General features: G+C 47.6%; 14 protein-coding genes and 1 pseudogene. All 15 read left to right on the top strand.

Annotated elements, in window-relative coordinates; translation table 11 throughout:
* Nucleotides 1-177 precede the first annotated feature (177 nt).
* Nucleotides 178-675 carry a type VI secretion system contractile sheath small subunit gene (gene tssB, locus BZK41_RS26405; protein WP_079940131.1) on the top strand — a complete coding sequence of 166 codons (498 nt, stop codon included), beginning with the start codon at nt 178-180 and terminating at the stop codon, nt 673-675.
* A 65-nt stretch (nt 676-740) separates the two neighbouring features.
* Nucleotides 741-2,270: a type VI secretion system contractile sheath large subunit gene (tssC, locus tag BZK41_RS26400; protein WP_079940130.1), complete on the top strand. Its 1,530-nt coding sequence runs from the start codon at nt 741-743 to the stop codon at nt 2,268-2,270.
* Nucleotides 2,271-2,293: 23 nt separating this feature from the next.
* A complete protein-coding gene (tssK, locus tag BZK41_RS26395) occupies nt 2,294-3,631 on the top strand; it encodes a type VI secretion system baseplate subunit TssK (protein WP_079940129.1) in 1,338 nt (445 codons plus the stop codon).
* Between the two features lie 5 nt (nt 3,632-3,636).
* A complete protein-coding gene (tssL, locus tag BZK41_RS26390) occupies nt 3,637-4,278 on the top strand; it encodes a type VI secretion system protein TssL, short form (RefSeq protein WP_079940128.1) in 642 nt (213 codons plus the stop codon).
* A 3-nt stretch (nt 4,279-4,281) separates the two neighbouring features.
* Nucleotides 4,282-5,946 carry an OmpA family protein gene (locus tag BZK41_RS26385; protein ID WP_079940127.1) on the top strand — a complete coding sequence of 555 codons (1,665 nt, stop codon included), beginning with the start codon at nt 4,282-4,284 and terminating at the stop codon, nt 5,944-5,946.
* 16 nt (nt 5,947-5,962) lie between these two features.
* On the top strand, nt 5,963-6,454 hold the full coding sequence (tssD, locus tag BZK41_RS26380) for a type VI secretion system tube protein TssD (protein ID WP_003024437.1): 492 nt from the start codon (nt 5,963-5,965) through the stop codon (nt 6,452-6,454).
* Between the two features lie 161 nt (nt 6,455-6,615).
* Nucleotides 6,616-9,240, top strand: coding sequence for a type VI secretion system ATPase TssH (gene tssH, locus BZK41_RS26375; RefSeq protein ID WP_079940126.1), 2,625 nt, complete (start codon nt 6,616-6,618; stop codon nt 9,238-9,240).
* Between the two features lie 76 nt (nt 9,241-9,316).
* On the top strand, nt 9,317-9,964 hold the full coding sequence (locus BZK41_RS26370; protein WP_048225511.1) for a hypothetical protein: 648 nt from the start codon (nt 9,317-9,319) through the stop codon (nt 9,962-9,964).
* A 491-nt stretch (nt 9,965-10,455) separates the two neighbouring features.
* Entirely contained in the window at nt 10,456-11,133 is a 678-nt protein-coding gene (locus tag BZK41_RS26360) for a hypothetical protein (RefSeq protein WP_079940125.1), read from the top strand.
* 21 nt (nt 11,134-11,154) lie between these two features.
* The gene (locus BZK41_RS26355) at nt 11,155-11,556 is read left to right on the top strand and encodes a hypothetical protein (protein WP_079940124.1); all 402 of its coding nucleotides are present in this window, start codon (nt 11,155-11,157) and stop codon (nt 11,554-11,556) included.
* A gap of 59 nt (nt 11,557-11,615) precedes the next feature.
* Nucleotides 11,616-11,993, top strand: a complete 378-nt coding sequence (locus tag BZK41_RS27435) for a hypothetical protein (RefSeq protein ID WP_216350691.1) — start codon at nt 11,616-11,618, stop codon at nt 11,991-11,993.
* Nucleotides 11,994-12,499 (top strand): annotated as a pseudogene (locus BZK41_RS26345) (DUF6392 family protein).
* Between the two features lie 106 nt (nt 12,500-12,605).
* Nucleotides 12,606-14,978, top strand: a complete 2,373-nt coding sequence (gene vgrG, locus BZK41_RS26340) for a type VI secretion system Vgr family protein (protein WP_079940123.1) — start codon at nt 12,606-12,608, stop codon at nt 14,976-14,978.
* A gap of 13 nt (nt 14,979-14,991) precedes the next feature.
* Nucleotides 14,992-15,960, top strand: a complete 969-nt coding sequence (locus tag BZK41_RS26335) for a DUF4123 domain-containing protein (protein ID WP_079940122.1) — start codon at nt 14,992-14,994, stop codon at nt 15,958-15,960.
* A gap of 38 nt (nt 15,961-15,998) precedes the next feature.
* Nucleotides 15,999-16,216: toxin VasX (locus BZK41_RS26330; RefSeq protein ID WP_216350690.1), on the top strand; the 218-nt coding region annotated here is incomplete at its 3' end.

Raw genomic sequence — 16,216 nt, 5'->3', positions numbered from 1 at the left:
TTATCTATGGAATATATCGGATTGCATTAGCGTGATAATTATAATGGTTAATTGTCATTAACAGCCATTGTTGACTGCCTGCAGAAATGACGTTGTAAGAAACATGTTGAGCGATTGGAACGTGCTCCGTTAGGAAATACAATATACCGGCAGGAGTCGCCGGTCTGAGAGGGACATATGGGTGACAGTTTTCAGAATGAAGTGCCAACGGCACGCGTTAATATTAAGTTAGATTTACACACCGGAGGTGTTCAAAAGAAAGTTGAATTGCCTTTGAAACTACTGACTGTCGGTGATTTCAGTAATGGCAGAGAGCAACGCCCATTATCTGAGCGCGAAAAGATAGATATTAATAAAAATAATTTTAATGATGTATTGACCAAGTTTTCACCAATGGTTAATTTGAGTGTTAAAAATACGTTAGCTGATGATGACAGAAAGGACGATATTAACCTTACCTTTAAGAATATCCGCGATTTTGAACCTGAACAGGTCGCACGAAATATCCCACAATTACGTGTTCTGTTGGCTATGCGTAACTTACTACGTGACCTGAAATCTAACTTACTCGATAACGCTGCTTTTCGTCGCGAGCTGGAAACAATCCTTAAGGATCCAGCCCTGAGTCAGGAATTGCGTAATGAGCTGGCAACTATGATGCCAGAAGAGATTTAACGCTCTACAGGGTTTCCTCCGCTAAATCGGCAGGAATAGTAAAGGAACATAAAAGGAATATGTTGATGTCTGTTCAGGAACATACCTCTTCAGCCGCGACCACCACGACCAGTGAACGCAGTGTTTATCAGTCCCTCTTTGAAAAAATTAATCTTTCCCCCGTCGCGTCATTAAAAAATGTAGATGCGTGGCAGAGTGATGAAGCGCTTTCAGATGCTGCTCCGGCTGAGCGTGTGACCGCTGCTATTCAGGTTCTGGTCTCATGTCTGGCGGATGCCGCACAACACGTAGAACGCCTGGATAAAACGTTACTCGATGAGCAGATTGCTCGTTTGGATAAGCAGATTAGCGATCAGGTTAATGAAGTTATGCATCATGCTGAATTTCAAAAACAAGAATCGCTCTGGCGTGGTTTGCATTCAATGATCTCTGGCATTGATTTTCGCCGAAATGTCCGTGTCGAAATGATGGATGTCAGTAAGGATGCGCTGCGTGATGATTTTGACGACGCGCCGGAACTTATTCAGAGTGGGTTATATCGTCATGTTTATATTGAAGAATATGACCAGCCTGGTGGCGAACCTATTGCGGCAATGATTTCGGCGTACGAATTTGATAACAGCCCGCAGGATATCGCGCTGCTGCGCAATATTTCTGGCGTATCGGCAGCCTGCCATATGCCATTTATTGGTTCAGTTGGGCCGAAATTCTTCCTGAAAGAAAATATGGAAGAGGTCGCAGCCATAAAAGATATCAATGATTATTTCGAACGTGCTGAATACATCAAATGGAAAGCATTTCGTGATAGTGATGATTCACGCTATATCGGATTAACTATGCCGCGTGTACTGGGGCGTTTGCCGTACGGCCCTGATACCATTCCTGTGCGCAGCTTTAACTATGTCGAAGAAGTTAAGGGCCCGGATCACGAAAAATATCTGTGGACCAGCGCATCTTTCTCTTTCGCTGTGAATATGGTGAAAAGTTTTATCAAGAATGGTTGGTGCGTTCAGATCCGTGGACCACAGGCAGGTGGCGCGGTAAAAGATTTGCCTATCCATTTGTACGATCTGGGGACGGGTAATCAGGTGAAAATCCCGTCTGAAGTGATGATCCCTGAAACTCGTGAATTTGAATTCGCCAACCTCGGTTTTATTCCGCTTTCTTATTATAAGAATCGTGATTACGCCTGCTTCTTCTCTGCTAACTCGGCACAAAAACCTGCGCAGTTTGATACCCCGGAAGCAACAGCTAACAGCCGGATTAACTCACGTTTGCCGTATATTTTCTTGCTTTCTCGTATTGCTCATTACCTGAAAATCTTGCAGCGAGAAAACATTGGTACGACCAAAGATCGCCGCCTGCTTGAGCTTGAACTAAACAACTGGTTACGCAGTCTGGTAACCGAAATGACCGATCCTGGCGATGATTTGCAGGCTTCACACCCGCTTCGTGATGGGCGTGTTGTGGTGGAGGACATTGAGGATAACCCTGGTTTCTTCCGTGTGCGCCTGTACGCGATCCCGCATTTCCAGGTTGAAGGTATGGATGTCAGCTTGTCGTTAGTTTCACAGATGCCTAAGTCGAAATCTTAACGGCGTAATGCACAGGAGGTGCGATGAAGATCTATCGTCCGTTATGGAGCGAGGGGGCTTTTCTGGCTCCCCAACAGTTTCAGCAACAGACACGTTGGGATGCTTACGTTGCTGACGTTGTTGCTCACATGTCACTTTCATCACCGTGGGGAGTCATCAGCGCGGAGTTTGATGAAAGTGCGCTAACGGTTTCCCGTTTGAATCCCGTTAATCTGGTTGTGCGCTTTCCTGACGGTACGTTAGTGGACACAGGTATTTCAGATAACCTGCCTCCAGCGTGTGATTTATCGCATCTTACTGGCTACAGCAGCGTTGATATCGTGCTGGCATTGCCGCTACTTTCAGCTAATGGCGGTAATCTTTCATCAGGCAATGGTGTCAGCCGTCCGTGTCGTTGGCAGCAGGAATGGCTGCCGGTTCAGGATCTCTCCGGTCAGGAACGGACTGATATGGCAGTGCTGCGGCATGCTATCACCCTCCGGTATGCCCATGACGATAACAGCGCTTACCTGACTTGTCCGATAGCTTGCCTTATTCGTAATGCTCAGGGGCAGTGGGAACTGGGACGTGATTTTTTACCCCCATCGCTTTCACTCTCAGCTAGCCCCTTATTAATCAATTCGCTCAGTGATTTGGTGCATCGTATCCAGGCTCGTTGTCGCCGCCTGATGGCCTTGCGCCGAGAAAGCAACGAACGAATGGCGGATTTTGCAGTAGCAGATGTTTCGTTGTTTTGGCTGCTGAATGCGCTTAATAGCTCGGAGCCTGTTCTGAAAGAAATGCTGCAAAATCCAGGCCGTCACCCCGAACTTTTGTGGCGTGAGCTGGCGCGGTTAGCGGGCAGCCTGCTGACCTTCTCGTTAGAGAACGATGTCAGCGTTGTACCTCCATATCAGCATGCAAATCCGCAGCAGGTATTCCCGCCGCTGTTTGCACTGCTGGTGGAACTGCTGGAAGCCAGCCTGCCATCTCGTGTTGTCGCTATTGAACTGACGCAGGAGCGACAGTTCTGGTATGGCGCTCTGTCGGATGCCCGACTGCGTGAAGGTGCTGATTTTTACCTGTCCGTTCGCTCGGGTCTTCCTGCACATGTCCTCCTGGCGCAATTTCCACAGCTCTGTAAAGCAGGCAGCCGGGCGGATGTGTCAGATGTCGTCAATGTGGCACTCAGCGGTATTCCATTAAAACCGTTGACGCATGTACCCGCAGCCATCCCGTTACGACTTGAAAATCAATACTTTGCTCTTGAGATTGATCATCCAGCAGCCCAGGCCATGTTGGACGCTGGTAATTGCGCTTTCTATGTGCCGGGAACGCTGGGAGAGATTCAACTTGAGCTGTTTGCAGTATTAAGGGATTGAAATAAATGAATAAGGATATTGATCAGGTTTTCTGGCCAACCTGGCTTGCTGTCAGCCAGCTACGTGACGGGGCAGAAGTCGACGACGGAGCTGTTCTCTATCGTCGGGCCAGCCAATGGGTTGAATCTGCGCGTGAGGCATTGCGTGGTATGGGATACAGCGAACACAGCGTTGAACATATGCTTTACACACAATGTGCGTTACTGGATGAGAGCGTGTTGAACCGCAACCGGCAGGATAGCGGTTATATCACCTGGCTTGCGACACCCTTACAGGCCCGTTATTTCAATACCACCAACGCAGGGGAAGAGCTTTGGGAACGCATCCGGTCTGTACTGCATGAGCCCGTTCCTGATACCGCCGTAATAACCTGCTTTTATCGCGCAATCACGCTCGGTTTTGTGGGGCGCTATCGTGAGCAAGGTGACGAACGTCGTGAAGATGTTCTTGAGGCGCTGGCGACTCAGGCGAAGCCTTTTAAGTTAAAGCACGATGCGCCTGTAATCATGCAGGCGTCCGGTTTCTCTGGCGGTAAGCGTCGCTGGTGGCAGGCATGGATTGTCGGCGCGGTGGCGTTGGGGGCTTTATGGTTAACATTTTCTCATGTCTTACAAGGGCTGGTTGCTCAGCTTATTGGGCAGAGTTAAGACATGGCTCAGTTGCGAGGGATCGTTAACTATGTGCTGGCAGCTGTGCTGGCTTTGTTGCTGGTTTGGGGATTCAGTCCGTTAAGTGCGGGTGTCCGGGGCGGCCTGACCGTCTTTATTTTACTGTTTTCCATTCCAGGGATCGTTTATGGCTGGCGTCAATATGGCCAGTTGAGATCAGCGCGTTCCGATCATGAAGTTCCGCTGCCTCCGGAGAATTTCAGTGGGCCAGTTGTTCTGGTGTGTGGCGATAATGACCCCTTGTTTGCCGGACGCAGCGGTTCTTGCGAGAGCTCGCAGGGCTGGTATTTATCTGTCCAGTCCCCGGAGCATTACATTGCTCTGGTTCGTCAGATAGCTGCTCAGCGTCCAGGGCTTCTTATGCGCGTCTCCGTAATGCTGGCATTAACTCCGGAACGGCATACTGATGAAGATGCGCTTAAGCACATACTGCTCAGTTGGCGGCGTGTGGTGACCCAGAGTCGGCGTTGGTTATCAGGTGTACCGCCGTTTTGGTTGTGCTGTTGGTTGAATTCTCCTCAATGCAATGAGGCTGTACGCTGGTTTATTCGAACCCCTCAGGATGCAGAAGTGCAGTCGGCTACGGGATTAGACGACTTTGCTCCTTTCTCTTCGCAAGAGAGCCCAGCCCGCCATTTTCATCTTACACATGCGGTGTGGTTAGATAATTTACTGGGCTGGCTGAAGAAGGTACAAGGCGATACTGAACACCATGCTCTGCCTGTTTTCTTTGCATTACGGGTTGTATGTTTCACCTCATCAGCGGTCTGCGAAAATAACCTCTGGCAACGGCATATCATTGCTCAAACAACGCTTTCCCCTGCGTCGTCAGCAGCGCCCCCACTGCTGCCTTTTCCAGATTTAGCGTTGCCATTCTTATCCCGCGGTCGGGCGCTGACAGCATTTCAACGGACGGTGGGCATCAGTGGTCTGCTATGCGGCATTTTCATCGGAATGGCGATGGCATGCAGCTTTATCAATAACCAACATCTCATCAGGATCACAAACGATCACCTGACGCTATACCGCCAACTTAGCGGTAATCCTGCCGAGCCAAAGATTCAGGCCCAGGATCAACTTCGTCGTGATGCGCAACTGCTTGATCGCTGGTACCAGCGTGGCGAACCCCTTTCTCTTTCAATGGGATTGTATCAGGGGATGAGATTGATCCCCCCTTTGCAGGTTGCCATAAGTGGCTGGTGGTCACCCGAAAAACCGAAAGCGACTGCCCCGCAAACTGTACGTCTCGACAGTATGTCGCTGTTTGATACGGGTAAGTGGGCGCTAAAAGCGGGTTCAACAAAAGTACTCATTGGGGCTTTGGTCAATATCAAAGCCAAACCCGGGTGGCTGATAGTCATCGCCGGGCATACCGATGATGTGGGTGACGATAAATCTAATCAGTTGCTCTCTCTTAAACGCGCGGAATCTGTTCGTGACTGGATGCGAGACACCGGTGATGTCGCGGAGAGCTGTTTTGCCGTACAGGGCTACGGCGAATTACGCCCCTACAAAAACAACGATACGCCGGAGGGGCGGGCTGCCAACCGCCGTGTAGAGATCAGTCTGGTGCCGCAGGCAGATGCCTGTCGGCTGCCGGGCATGAAGGAACCGTCACCGCAAGGTGGTGACGCATTAGCGAAGTAAAAATGGAGAAAGAGTTATGGCAATTCCAGTCTACCTTTGGCTGAAAGATGATGGCGGCGCGGATATTAAAGGTTCTGTTGACGTAAAAGACCGTGTAGGCAGTATCGAAGTGGTGGCTCAGGAACATAACCTGTACATCCCTACCGATAACAATACCGGTAAGTTGACCGGTACTCGCATCCATACCCCGTTCCTTTTCACTAAGGAAATCGATGCCTCCAGCCCGTATCTGTACAAGGCTGTAACCACCGGTCAGACCCTGCGCCAGGCAGAGTTCAAATGGTATCGCATCAATGACGCGGGTCAGGAAGTGGAATACTTCAACACCACTTTGCACAACGTGAAAGTGGTGAAAGTAAACCCTGTGATGTACGACATCAAAGATCCCGCTAAAGAGAAGCATAACCACCTGGAACAAATTGAACTGCGCTACGAGAAGATCGTCTGGACGTATAAGGATGGCAACATTATCCATTCTGACGCCTGGAACGAGCGTACTACCGCGTAATGCACTAACGGATGAGGATTTCCTCATCCGTTTTTTTATGCCTTCTGCTGAGCGTCCGGGGCGGGGGTTAAGCAGAGAGTATCAACATCACTATTACCTTATGGGCATTGGATTACGGCTACGGGCGGTAGCGTGCCTGAATACAGGGAGTCAGGAAGCAAATGGAACACCATTCAGCAGTGCTATTACGACGTCTAAACCCCTATTGTGCTCAGGCGCTTGAAGCAGCGGCATCATTGTGTCAGACGCGCGCGCATGCAGAAATTACTCCCGAACACTGGTTACTGAAGTTGTTGGAGCAGGGCGAAGGCGATATTACTGTCATTGCTCGTCGTTATGAATGGGATATCGATAATCTTTGGCAGTCGCTGCTGGCACATCTGGATGTTCAGCCTCGTTCCGTGAAAAGCCGTCCGCAGTTGTCTGATGCGCTCCTCTCATTAATCCAACAAGCGTGGCTGTGTGCCGCAACGGATGAAAATTCGCAGATACGTGGTGTGCATCTGCTGATGGCACTGGTAGGAAAGCCTTCGCTACTGAAGTGTGACGGTCTGTGGCCGCTTCTGAGCGCCGGACATACTCAACTGGAACGACTCCTGCCGCTATTAAATTCCCAGTCGGATGAACGTCCTGAAAGACAGCAAGAAGCCGCTCTGGTGAAGGTTTCCCCTAATGATGAACCGCGTCCGGACCAGGCCCAGTCGACGTTGTCGCCAGCATTACAAGGCGTGCTCGATAAATTTACGCTAGACGTGACCGCGAAAGCGCGTACCGGCGATATCGACCCGGTATTTGGTCGCGATAATGAAATTCGACAAATGGTGGATGTGCTGTCCCGTCGGCGAAAAAACAACCCCATTCTTGTCGGGGAACCCGGCGTCGGCAAGACCGCTCTGGTGGAAGGACTGGCGTTGCGTATTGCTGAAGGTAACGTGCCGGATAGCCTGAAATCAGTAACATTACGCACGCTGGATCTTGGGCTGTTACAGGCAGGCGCAGGGGTGAAAGGTGAGTTTGAGCAGCGGTTGAAAAATATCATTGATGCCGTTCAACAATCGCCAACGCCTGTTCTGCTTTTTATCGATGAAGCACACACCATCATTGGGGCCGGTAATCAGGCGGGAGGCGCTGACGCAGCTAATCTGCTAAAACCCGCTCTGGCCAGAGGTGAATTACGAACTATTGCGGCGACCACATGGAGCGAATATAAACAGTATTTTGAGCGTGATGCTGCGCTGGAGCGGCGTTTTCAGATGGTTAAAGTGGATGAGCCGGATGATGACGCTGCCTGCTTAATGCTGCGTGGTCTGAAATCACGCTATGCAGAACACCATGGCGTTCACATCACCGACGAAGCGGTTAGAACCGCTGTTAAGCTCTCTCGTCGCTATCTTACCGGGCGACAATTACCTGACAAAGCCGTTGACCTGCTGGACACCGCAGGTGCAAGAGTGCGGATGAGTCTTGACACTGTTCCTGAAACCCTCACGCGTTTGAAGTCAGAGATCACCGCGCTTGAAATAGAAAAACAGGCACTACTTGAAGATATCTCCGTAGGAAATGGTCAGCATGGTGAAAGGCTGTCCAGCATTGAACAGCGTGAAAATCTTCTGCTTGTCGAGTTGGATGAACGCGAAACTCAGTATGGTCAGGAATTAGCGTTCATAGAGCAACTGCTGGCCAGCCGCCGTGATATTTCTCGTCAGGCGGAAACGGTTGAATTGCAGCAGCAGCTTAGTGTGCTTCAGCAGGGCCATCCGCTACTGTTTCCGGATGTAGACGCGCGCACCGTGGCTACGGTGATTGCCGACTGGACCGGTGTACCTTTGTCTTCATTAATGAAGGACTCCCAGACAGAATTACTGACGCTTGAAACCCAGATGGGAAATCGGGTTGTCGGCCAGGATTACGCGCTGAATACTATCGCACAGCGGTTGCGGGCATCAAAAACAGGACTTACGCCGGAAAACGGCCCACAGGGTGTGTTTTTGCTTACCGGGCCGAGTGGAACCGGGAAAACGGAGACGGCGCTGGCCCTGGCTGACATTCTGTTTGGCGGTGAAAAATCGCTGATCACAATTAATTTGTCAGAATATCAGGAGCCGCACACCGTGAGCCAGCTAAAGGGCTCACCTCCGGGATACGTGGGTTATGGTCAGGGAGGGATCCTGACCGAAGCGGTGCGAAAACGCCCCTATAGCGTGGTACTGTTGGATGAAGTAGAAAAAGCGCATCGCGACGTCATGAACCTGTTTTACCAGGTATTTGACCGTGGTTTCATGCGTGACGGCGAAGGTCGTGAAATTGATTTTCGCAACACTGTTATTTTGATGACCTCCAATCTTGGCGGCGACGCAGTGATGCAACTGCTGGAAGAACAGCCGGAAGCCACCGAGTCTGAGCTGCACGAGCTGCTGCGCCCACTTTTGCGCGACCATTTTCAGCCAGCGCTACTGGCCCGCTTCCAGACGATTATCTACCATCCGCTCAGTGAACCGGCGTTACGTACGATTGTACAAATGAAACTGGATCAGGTTAGCCAGCGATTACTGCGTCATTACGGCATCACCACAACGATATCCGAGAACCTTTTTGATGCCCTGACCGCCGCTTGCCTGCTACCGGATACGGGGGCAAGGAATATTGATAGTCTGCTCAACCAACAAATCTTGCCGGTGCTTAGCCAGCAGTTGTTAACGTATCTTTCCCGGCAGCAAAAACCTCAGCAACTCACTTTAAGTTGGAATGATGAAGAGGGAATTGAACTGATAATTGATAGCGAGTGAAAAATAAAACCCAGTGATAATTCTAGCGCTGGGTTTTACTTTGTATCGGGATATGCTTTGCGCTAAAGGACTAAATATGGATGGCGCTAAAGATCTTGCAAAAGATATGCTCGAAGCTATTAACGTTGATGATTCTGGGTTTATAGCTGCTTTGGCTAAAGGGCTTATATCATTTCCTGTGAGTATGGGATATCTGGCCTACGATTTTATGGATACAGAACATCGCAGAACGAATGAAGATGATAAATACAGGTTTGCCAGACTTCTTAATAAAGCAAAGCTAAATAAGGAGTTGATAGGTCAGGTTATTGATATCTTTATTAGTGATTTCTCTTCGCGACTGGACGTTGCTTTAATGACGGAGAAAATTGTTGGGAGTAGTGCTGGAAGGATAATTTTCTCAGAACTAACCGGCGTTAAAATTGGGGCTGTTATTTCTAATCGGTTAGTCACAGCATTTTTTTCAGGTGCTCTTATAGGCTCGCTTCTTACGTTGGGAGCGGAAGTATCCAGAGCAATCTATACATCTCGCTATCTGGCTGCAAGGAGTCCGGGTAATTATCAGAAATTGAAAGATATGGGGGATCTGGATTTGCTTTATTTTCTGATAGAAGATCTTGTTTCACCTTTTGAAAAAGCAATTGAACTTCACAATGCAAATGAAGTGTTTTTTAATGAGGTTTGCCAATGTTTTCTGGACGGTTTGGGAAGTTTAGAGAAGTAGCTATATATTTAATGTATTATTTTTCATATCTGCTAGGTAATATCTTGTGCATGTTTGGTATTGCCTTTTCTATTTGGTTTTTCTTCATTTCTGACGATGGGTTTAGATATTTATGGGGCATGGGGAATTTTTTATTGATCGTTTTAGGGTATTTTGTGATGAAATTTGGCTGGCCTCATGTGCGTAGTAATTGGGATGATTATCTGTAATTTTTTATTTAATGGGAAACTGTGCCGATCAGTTTTTATTATGATTTTATAAGCGCGTAAATATAGTTTATTAAATAGAGTTAACTCTATGAATATGGAACTAACAACATCAGGGCCTAAGCTTAACCGCTACAGCTTAACGATCCCTTCATGCCCGTATGCACTGGATGTGTTGCGTTTTGAGGGACTGGAGCAGTTAAGCGTTCTCTACCATTATTCAGTCCGTTTCATCAGTAGTATTGAGTTTGAGTTATGAAGAGCGAATGACTCTGGAGTTTAATGATGAGTAAACGTAACGATATTATTGAACCTTCCGAGTGGACATTGGATCGTAAAACAGGGCTTGTTTACAGCGAAATATTGGGATGGATAGATATAGGCCATGCACAGGGAAGTGATATTAAAAAACTACTGTCAGATATAAAACGAGATGAATCAAGCCGTGATGGTTATTATGATGTCACCTATAGCCAAAAGATGTTTGTATATCATCGCCAGTTTGGTACAGGAAAGTTTGTTAAGTGGCGTATCAAACAAGGTTTATCTGCATGTGAGAAAAACAGCGTTGCGTTAGCCATGATGATGACGACGGCACGCTTGTTTGAAAGTTTGCAATCTAATTGGTATTTTAGTTGGTATACCGACAGTGGATTTAGCGGTGAGGATCTTACCTCCGATCTTTTAGGTTTCTACCGGGCAATCCTTCCTTCAGACTATCAGTCAAGACTGAGGCTTGTCAGTAAAGAGCCGGCCCTGAGTAGATGGGATTATTATGGGCCGATAGGCAATTATAAGAATAAAGGATTTTTACCATTACTGTTTCCAGCCCCCAAGGATAACTGTGCTGTCCATAAACCCTATAAAGGGCAGCTGCCTTCATTTATGACATGGGTGCAACCGTGGAGTGATTTCACTTCTGATCGGGTAGAAATTATCACCGTGGATGGCGGTTATTATTAATTTTTGTCGAGGTGAATGGTAATGAGCTACTATAAAATAATACTGGTGATGATTGTTTTGATTTTCTTGTCACCGCTGTTAATACCCTGGCCAGATAAATTAGAATATCGGGAAAGCGATCTTTTTGACTACTATTTCTATACTGATGTTGATATCAAGCAGACTCCAAGGATATCAAATAATTATCGCTTTGAATATATTTCTCCTGATGGAAGTACACGGGAAACAAATCTTATTATTTTTCGCGGTGGTGATGTAGGAATTGTTCGTAATTATCTAACAGGTCTTGGTTTTCATCTTTATGATTATAGTGATAATGGAAGAGAAGAACTTTGGATATCAAATGATAATCGTCGATTTACTTTTTTCATTGTCACTAACAAGAAAAAAGATTTGGTCAGTTTAATAAAAACAATGCGTTGAAGGTAGGTTTTGTTCTGGAAGTGACTCTTTATAATATTACAGGGGATAAATATATGTGAATGGATGAATCACTTGACGGTGGGGTGTCATTTATATCTGAAAATACGCTAAATCGCTATCAATTGTATATCCCTTCATGTAAATCGGTACTGGATGTTATTAACTTTAATGGTACAGAGGAAATGAGTTCGCTGTATCGATACGTAGTACACTTTTCCAGCCAGGATAGCGGGAGAAATAATCGGCAGGTTGATATGAAAAGTGGTGATGTGATAACACAAAAGGAACTGGACGCAATTAATCTGCAAGCCGCGGTTAATGCCAACTGGGATGCTAACGCAGAATGTCTCAAGAATGACTATGGAGTGAGTAATGAAAAGCTCGAAGAGATCAGAGTCAGACTGCACGAACTAAACCGACAAACGGGGTTATATTAGATGAATATTGATGTGGGGACATTAGTACAGCGACTTGGTAAACCGTATCGAGAAATTTATAGCCAAGGTTTGATTTATTATAAATAAAGCCTTATGGTCCTATTGATGATGGTGAGGCCGAATTAAATATGAAACGAGAAGGGATGCTTTTAGTTTTCATGAATGATTCGAAGAAGATATTAACCGAAATAACTTTAAGGTTAGAGGATAAAGGTAAAACAGACTGGGTATTTCCCAATCCGATGCCATTTGGCTTGGAACCAGTGATGAGTCAGCAGTGGGTACGAAAACGTTTTGGATTGCCTATTATTTATGCTGATGCGGAAATAATTATGACTATCTATATAGGAGTGACAGAAGTTTACACATTACCAATTCCAGATCAAAATATCGCTATATCGTTTACTTATAACAAAGATTTATTTGTAGAAAGAGTGACTTTTTATTCTTTAGAACGTGCTAGAGAAATTCACGCTGCACTTGAGAAAAAACGGCTGGGTGGATAATGAGTGTGAGTGCTGAGATGTTTTATTAACCCCAGACGTTAATGAATTTTGATGTACTAATTAAGCATGTTAGATGGGATTCTATTTATTAAACGGAGTTAACGCTATGAATATGAAACTAACAACATCAGGGCCTACGCTTAACCGCTACAGCTTAACGATCCCTTCATGCCCGCATAAACTGGATGTGGAGCGTTTTGAGGGACTGGAGCAGTTAAGCGTCCGTTACCATTATTCAGTCCTTTTTACCTGCAGTGCTTCAGAGCTGACAGCCGGTGTGTTCCTGAACCAGCCGGCATTGCTGACCATGAAAGGCGGGGAATTACTGCATGCTCTGCCCGTCAAGTTCGTCCACGGCGTGGTGACCCATTTCCGGCGTCTGACGGGGTCGCGCGACCAGGTCAGCTATGAAATCATCATTGAGCCTTATCTCTCCCTGCTGGATAAACAGTTCCGTACGCACCGCTTTTTTATTAATAAATCGGTCCCGGAAGTGGTGGGTGAAATCCTGCAGGAGCACGCCTTGCATGGCTGGGAGTATGAATTCACGCTGACGCAGACTTATCCGAAGCGTGAACAGATAAATCAGTATCAGGAGAGCGACCTGGCGTTTATTGAGCGTCTGCTGGCGGAAGTGGGGATATTTTACTTCTTCACGCTGCAGCCGGATACCCGGATGGAAGTGGTGCATTTTGCAGACCAGCAGAGCGCCTATGAGTTTGATAAACGGCTGGCGCTGAACAGCCCGTCAGGAATGAGCGACAGCGGGGCGGACTCCGTCTGGGGACTGAACATTCTGCACCGGGTGGCACCGGCGGGAGTGACCACAAAAGACTATAACCACCGCGAAGCGCAGAGGGTGCTGCAGTCGGCGAGGGCGGATATCACCGGCGGCGAAGGCGAGGAAATGCGCTATGGCGAGGTATATCACTATAAACCGCGCCATCTTGAAACCGGGGATGCATTCGATCCGGCGCCGGAAACCGGGAACTTCTGGGCGCGACTGGACCACGAGCGTTTTCTGGCGGAGCAGACGCTGATAACGGGTGCCAGCACGGATGCGGGGTTACGTCCGGGACAGGTGCTGACGATAACGGACAGCAGCGTGCCGTCGACGCTGCCGGACGTGCTGCAGCAGCCGGTGGTGGTGGTCCGGGCGGGGTTCAGCGGCAGCAGGAAGGATGCGCTGAGGGTGACGCTGGCGGCGGTGCCGTACAGTGAGACGCAGTGCTGGCGTCCGGCGCTGAAGGCAAGACCGAAGGTCAGCGGCACGCTGACGGCGCGGGTCAGCAGCCCGAAAAGCGGGGATATCTACGCGCATCAGACGGCGGAGGGGCTGTACCGGGTGAAGTTTGATGCAGACCAGGACAGCAAACAGCAGGGTTACGAGAGCATGCTGCTGCGCCTTGCCAAACCCTACGGCGGCGACACTTATGGTATTCACTTCCCGCTAATACAGGGCACAGAAGTGGCGGTGGCGTTCCATGAAGGGGACCCGGACCGGCCCTATATAGCGCATGCGTTGCATGACTCCCGGCATCCGGACCACGTGACACAGGCAAACCACACCCGCAACGTCATCCGCACACCGGCGAACAACAAGCTGCGCATGGAGGACAAACGGGGTGAGGAGCACGTCAAACTCAGTACCGAGTATGGCGGGAAGACGCAGCTTAATCTGGGGCATAACGTGGATGCGGGGCGTGCGCTGCGGGGAGAGGGATTTGAACTGCGTACAGACCAGTGGGGAGCTATTCGGGCTGGGAAGGGGATCTTTATCAGTGCCGATCGTCAGGAACTGGCTGGAGGTTTGCAGTTAGATATGCATGAAGCAGTAGCTAACTTACAAGCTGCGCTTCAGGATGCGAAAGGTATTCGCTCTGCGGCAGAAAAAGCGAAAGCAGAACTGGCTGATATAGAGAGGCAAAAAGCATTGTTGATGGAGTCTATGACAGATCTCAAGAAACAGGCTTTACTTTTCTCTGCCCCTGCTGGTATAGCGCAGGTAACTCCCGCCAGTATCCAACTTTCATCAGGTGAGAATGTCATTGTGACCTCTGGAGCGGACACAGATGTCAGTGTCGCTAAAAAATTCCGCCTTAGTGTGAAAGAAACAATAAGTCTTTTCGCTCAGTGGATGGGGATTAAGATTTTCGCCAGCAAAGGAAAAGTGGAAATTCAGGCGCAGGGAGATGCAATGGATCTGCTGGCAAAAAAAACGCTAAGTATAGCCAGCAAGGATGAGCAGGTGATCATTACCGCAGCGACAGAGTTAGTGCTCAGTTGTGGTGGAGCATATATCAGGCTTAAAGATGGTGAAATAGAAGTAGGGGCACCTGGCAACGTTCGCGTAAAGAGTATTGGAATTCAAAAAATGGCGCCTGCAATATTGAACGCCAGCATAGAGCTACCGGACCCTTGCGCCACTGCCATTGATGCTGCGGGTGGTACACAAAGCCCTACAGTCACGCTGGGTTGATGGAGGGCCAATAATGAAGGAATCTTTAATAACTTATGATTACTCCTTACAGGCAATGCAAAATCAGGGGGATTATATTGGTGAGGAAATATTTAATCGTTTTAGAACTCTAAATAGAAATTGCATATTAATGATTGATGCTGCAATTATAAGGTTGAGGAATCAAGATTCATCATTCTACAACCAAATAATAGATAGAGGGGTTGTGAGGGTGCCAGTTGCTAATCGTTATCTAACCTCAGAATTTGAGCCATGTTTGGTATCACTGGATTTATCTTTACCTGAGGATTGTAAAATACTACATGAAAGTATTATGCAAGCCCTGAAAGAGATCGAACCTAATGAGATACTGCTGGGTAAGGGTAGGATGATTTGTGGTTGGCTTACTTGTGCAGAAGATATTATAAATCTCGCTGCCTACCTGGGAAAAGTCGCTATCCAACAGCGTGATGGTAAAGATGTTTTGCTTCGGTATTATGACCCTGCAATTATGATCTCTCTTTTATCTATTCTGGATGATTGGCAACAACAACGTTTGCTAGGACCAGTTGAAGTGTGGAGTTTTATTGATGGCGATGGGCAGTTTATTAATAAAATAAATCAGACTGACAATCAACCTCGGCTTTCATATACGCTCTCGCTGAGTGCTGATAATTGGCATGATATGAATTTTATAGGTATAAAAAATAGGATTATCTGTAATTATCGCTTGGCGCATTTGAGCAGTAAACGTTTCACGGAATCAGCAGTGTTTAAACTATTGCAGCAGTCACTTAAAAGAGCCGGGTTGTGCGCTTTTTCTGATGAAGAAGATCTTATTAAGTGGGGAGAGTGTTCAATTAATATTGCTCCAGAGTTTTATAACCATAGTTTTATTAAAAAATTGCTTGAAATAAGCAGCCTAAGTGAGAAGAGAAATTTTACTCAAATCATCTCCCATGTCACAGAACAGCAATGGAATGAAATTCGCGCAGATCATTAATTAAGCGATTTACAGTTCGAATATGCAGGAGAACAGGGATGAAAAATCATAAATGTGACTGTATGTCACAGGGACCGGCATTACTGCCCGTACGCTATGCGGTGGTTCCTGAATATATTCAGGAAGCACTGCCGGCGTGGGCAAAACCAGGAGCGTCGTCTTATCCGGCAGAAAGTGAAAATTATCACTATGCGCTGCGTGCGATGCGCAGGGGCTATATCTATATCTACTATCCATACCTGACGGACTGGGAAGC

The sequence above is a fragment of the Citrobacter sp. A316 genome, assembly GCF_002042945.1.
GTDB classification, from domain to species: domain Bacteria; phylum Pseudomonadota; class Gammaproteobacteria; order Enterobacterales; family Enterobacteriaceae; genus Citrobacter; species Citrobacter portucalensis.
Note: the sequence above shows the minus strand (reverse complement) of the source record. Positions and strands in the feature narration are given on the sequence as shown.

Coding starts and splice junctions, on each gene's coding strand:
- tssC (WP_079940130.1), top strand. CDS start 741: ATGTCTGTTCAGGAACATACCTCTTCAGCCGCGACCACCACGACCAGT.
- BZK41_RS26360 (WP_079940125.1), top strand. CDS start 10,456: ATGAGTAAACGTAACGATATTATTGAACCTTCCGAGTGGACATTGGAT.
- BZK41_RS27435 (WP_216350691.1), top strand. CDS start 11,616: ATGGATGAATCACTTGACGGTGGGGTGTCATTTATATCTGAAAATACG.
- vgrG (WP_079940123.1), top strand. CDS start 12,606: ATGAATATGAAACTAACAACATCAGGGCCTACGCTTAACCGCTACAGC.
- BZK41_RS26385 (WP_079940127.1), top strand. CDS start 4,282: ATGGCTCAGTTGCGAGGGATCGTTAACTATGTGCTGGCAGCTGTGCTG.
- BZK41_RS26370 (WP_048225511.1), top strand. CDS start 9,317: ATGGATGGCGCTAAAGATCTTGCAAAAGATATGCTCGAAGCTATTAAC.
- tssL (WP_079940128.1), top strand. CDS start 3,637: ATGAATAAGGATATTGATCAGGTTTTCTGGCCAACCTGGCTTGCTGTC.
- tssD (WP_003024437.1), top strand. CDS start 5,963: ATGGCAATTCCAGTCTACCTTTGGCTGAAAGATGATGGCGGCGCGGAT.
- BZK41_RS26335 (WP_079940122.1), top strand. CDS start 14,992: ATGAAGGAATCTTTAATAACTTATGATTACTCCTTACAGGCAATGCAA.
- tssH (WP_079940126.1), top strand. CDS start 6,616: ATGGAACACCATTCAGCAGTGCTATTACGACGTCTAAACCCCTATTGT.
- tssK (WP_079940129.1), top strand. CDS start 2,294: ATGAAGATCTATCGTCCGTTATGGAGCGAGGGGGCTTTTCTGGCTCCC.
- tssB (WP_079940131.1), top strand. CDS start 178: ATGGGTGACAGTTTTCAGAATGAAGTGCCAACGGCACGCGTTAATATT.
- BZK41_RS26355 (WP_079940124.1), top strand. CDS start 11,155: ATGAGCTACTATAAAATAATACTGGTGATGATTGTTTTGATTTTCTTG.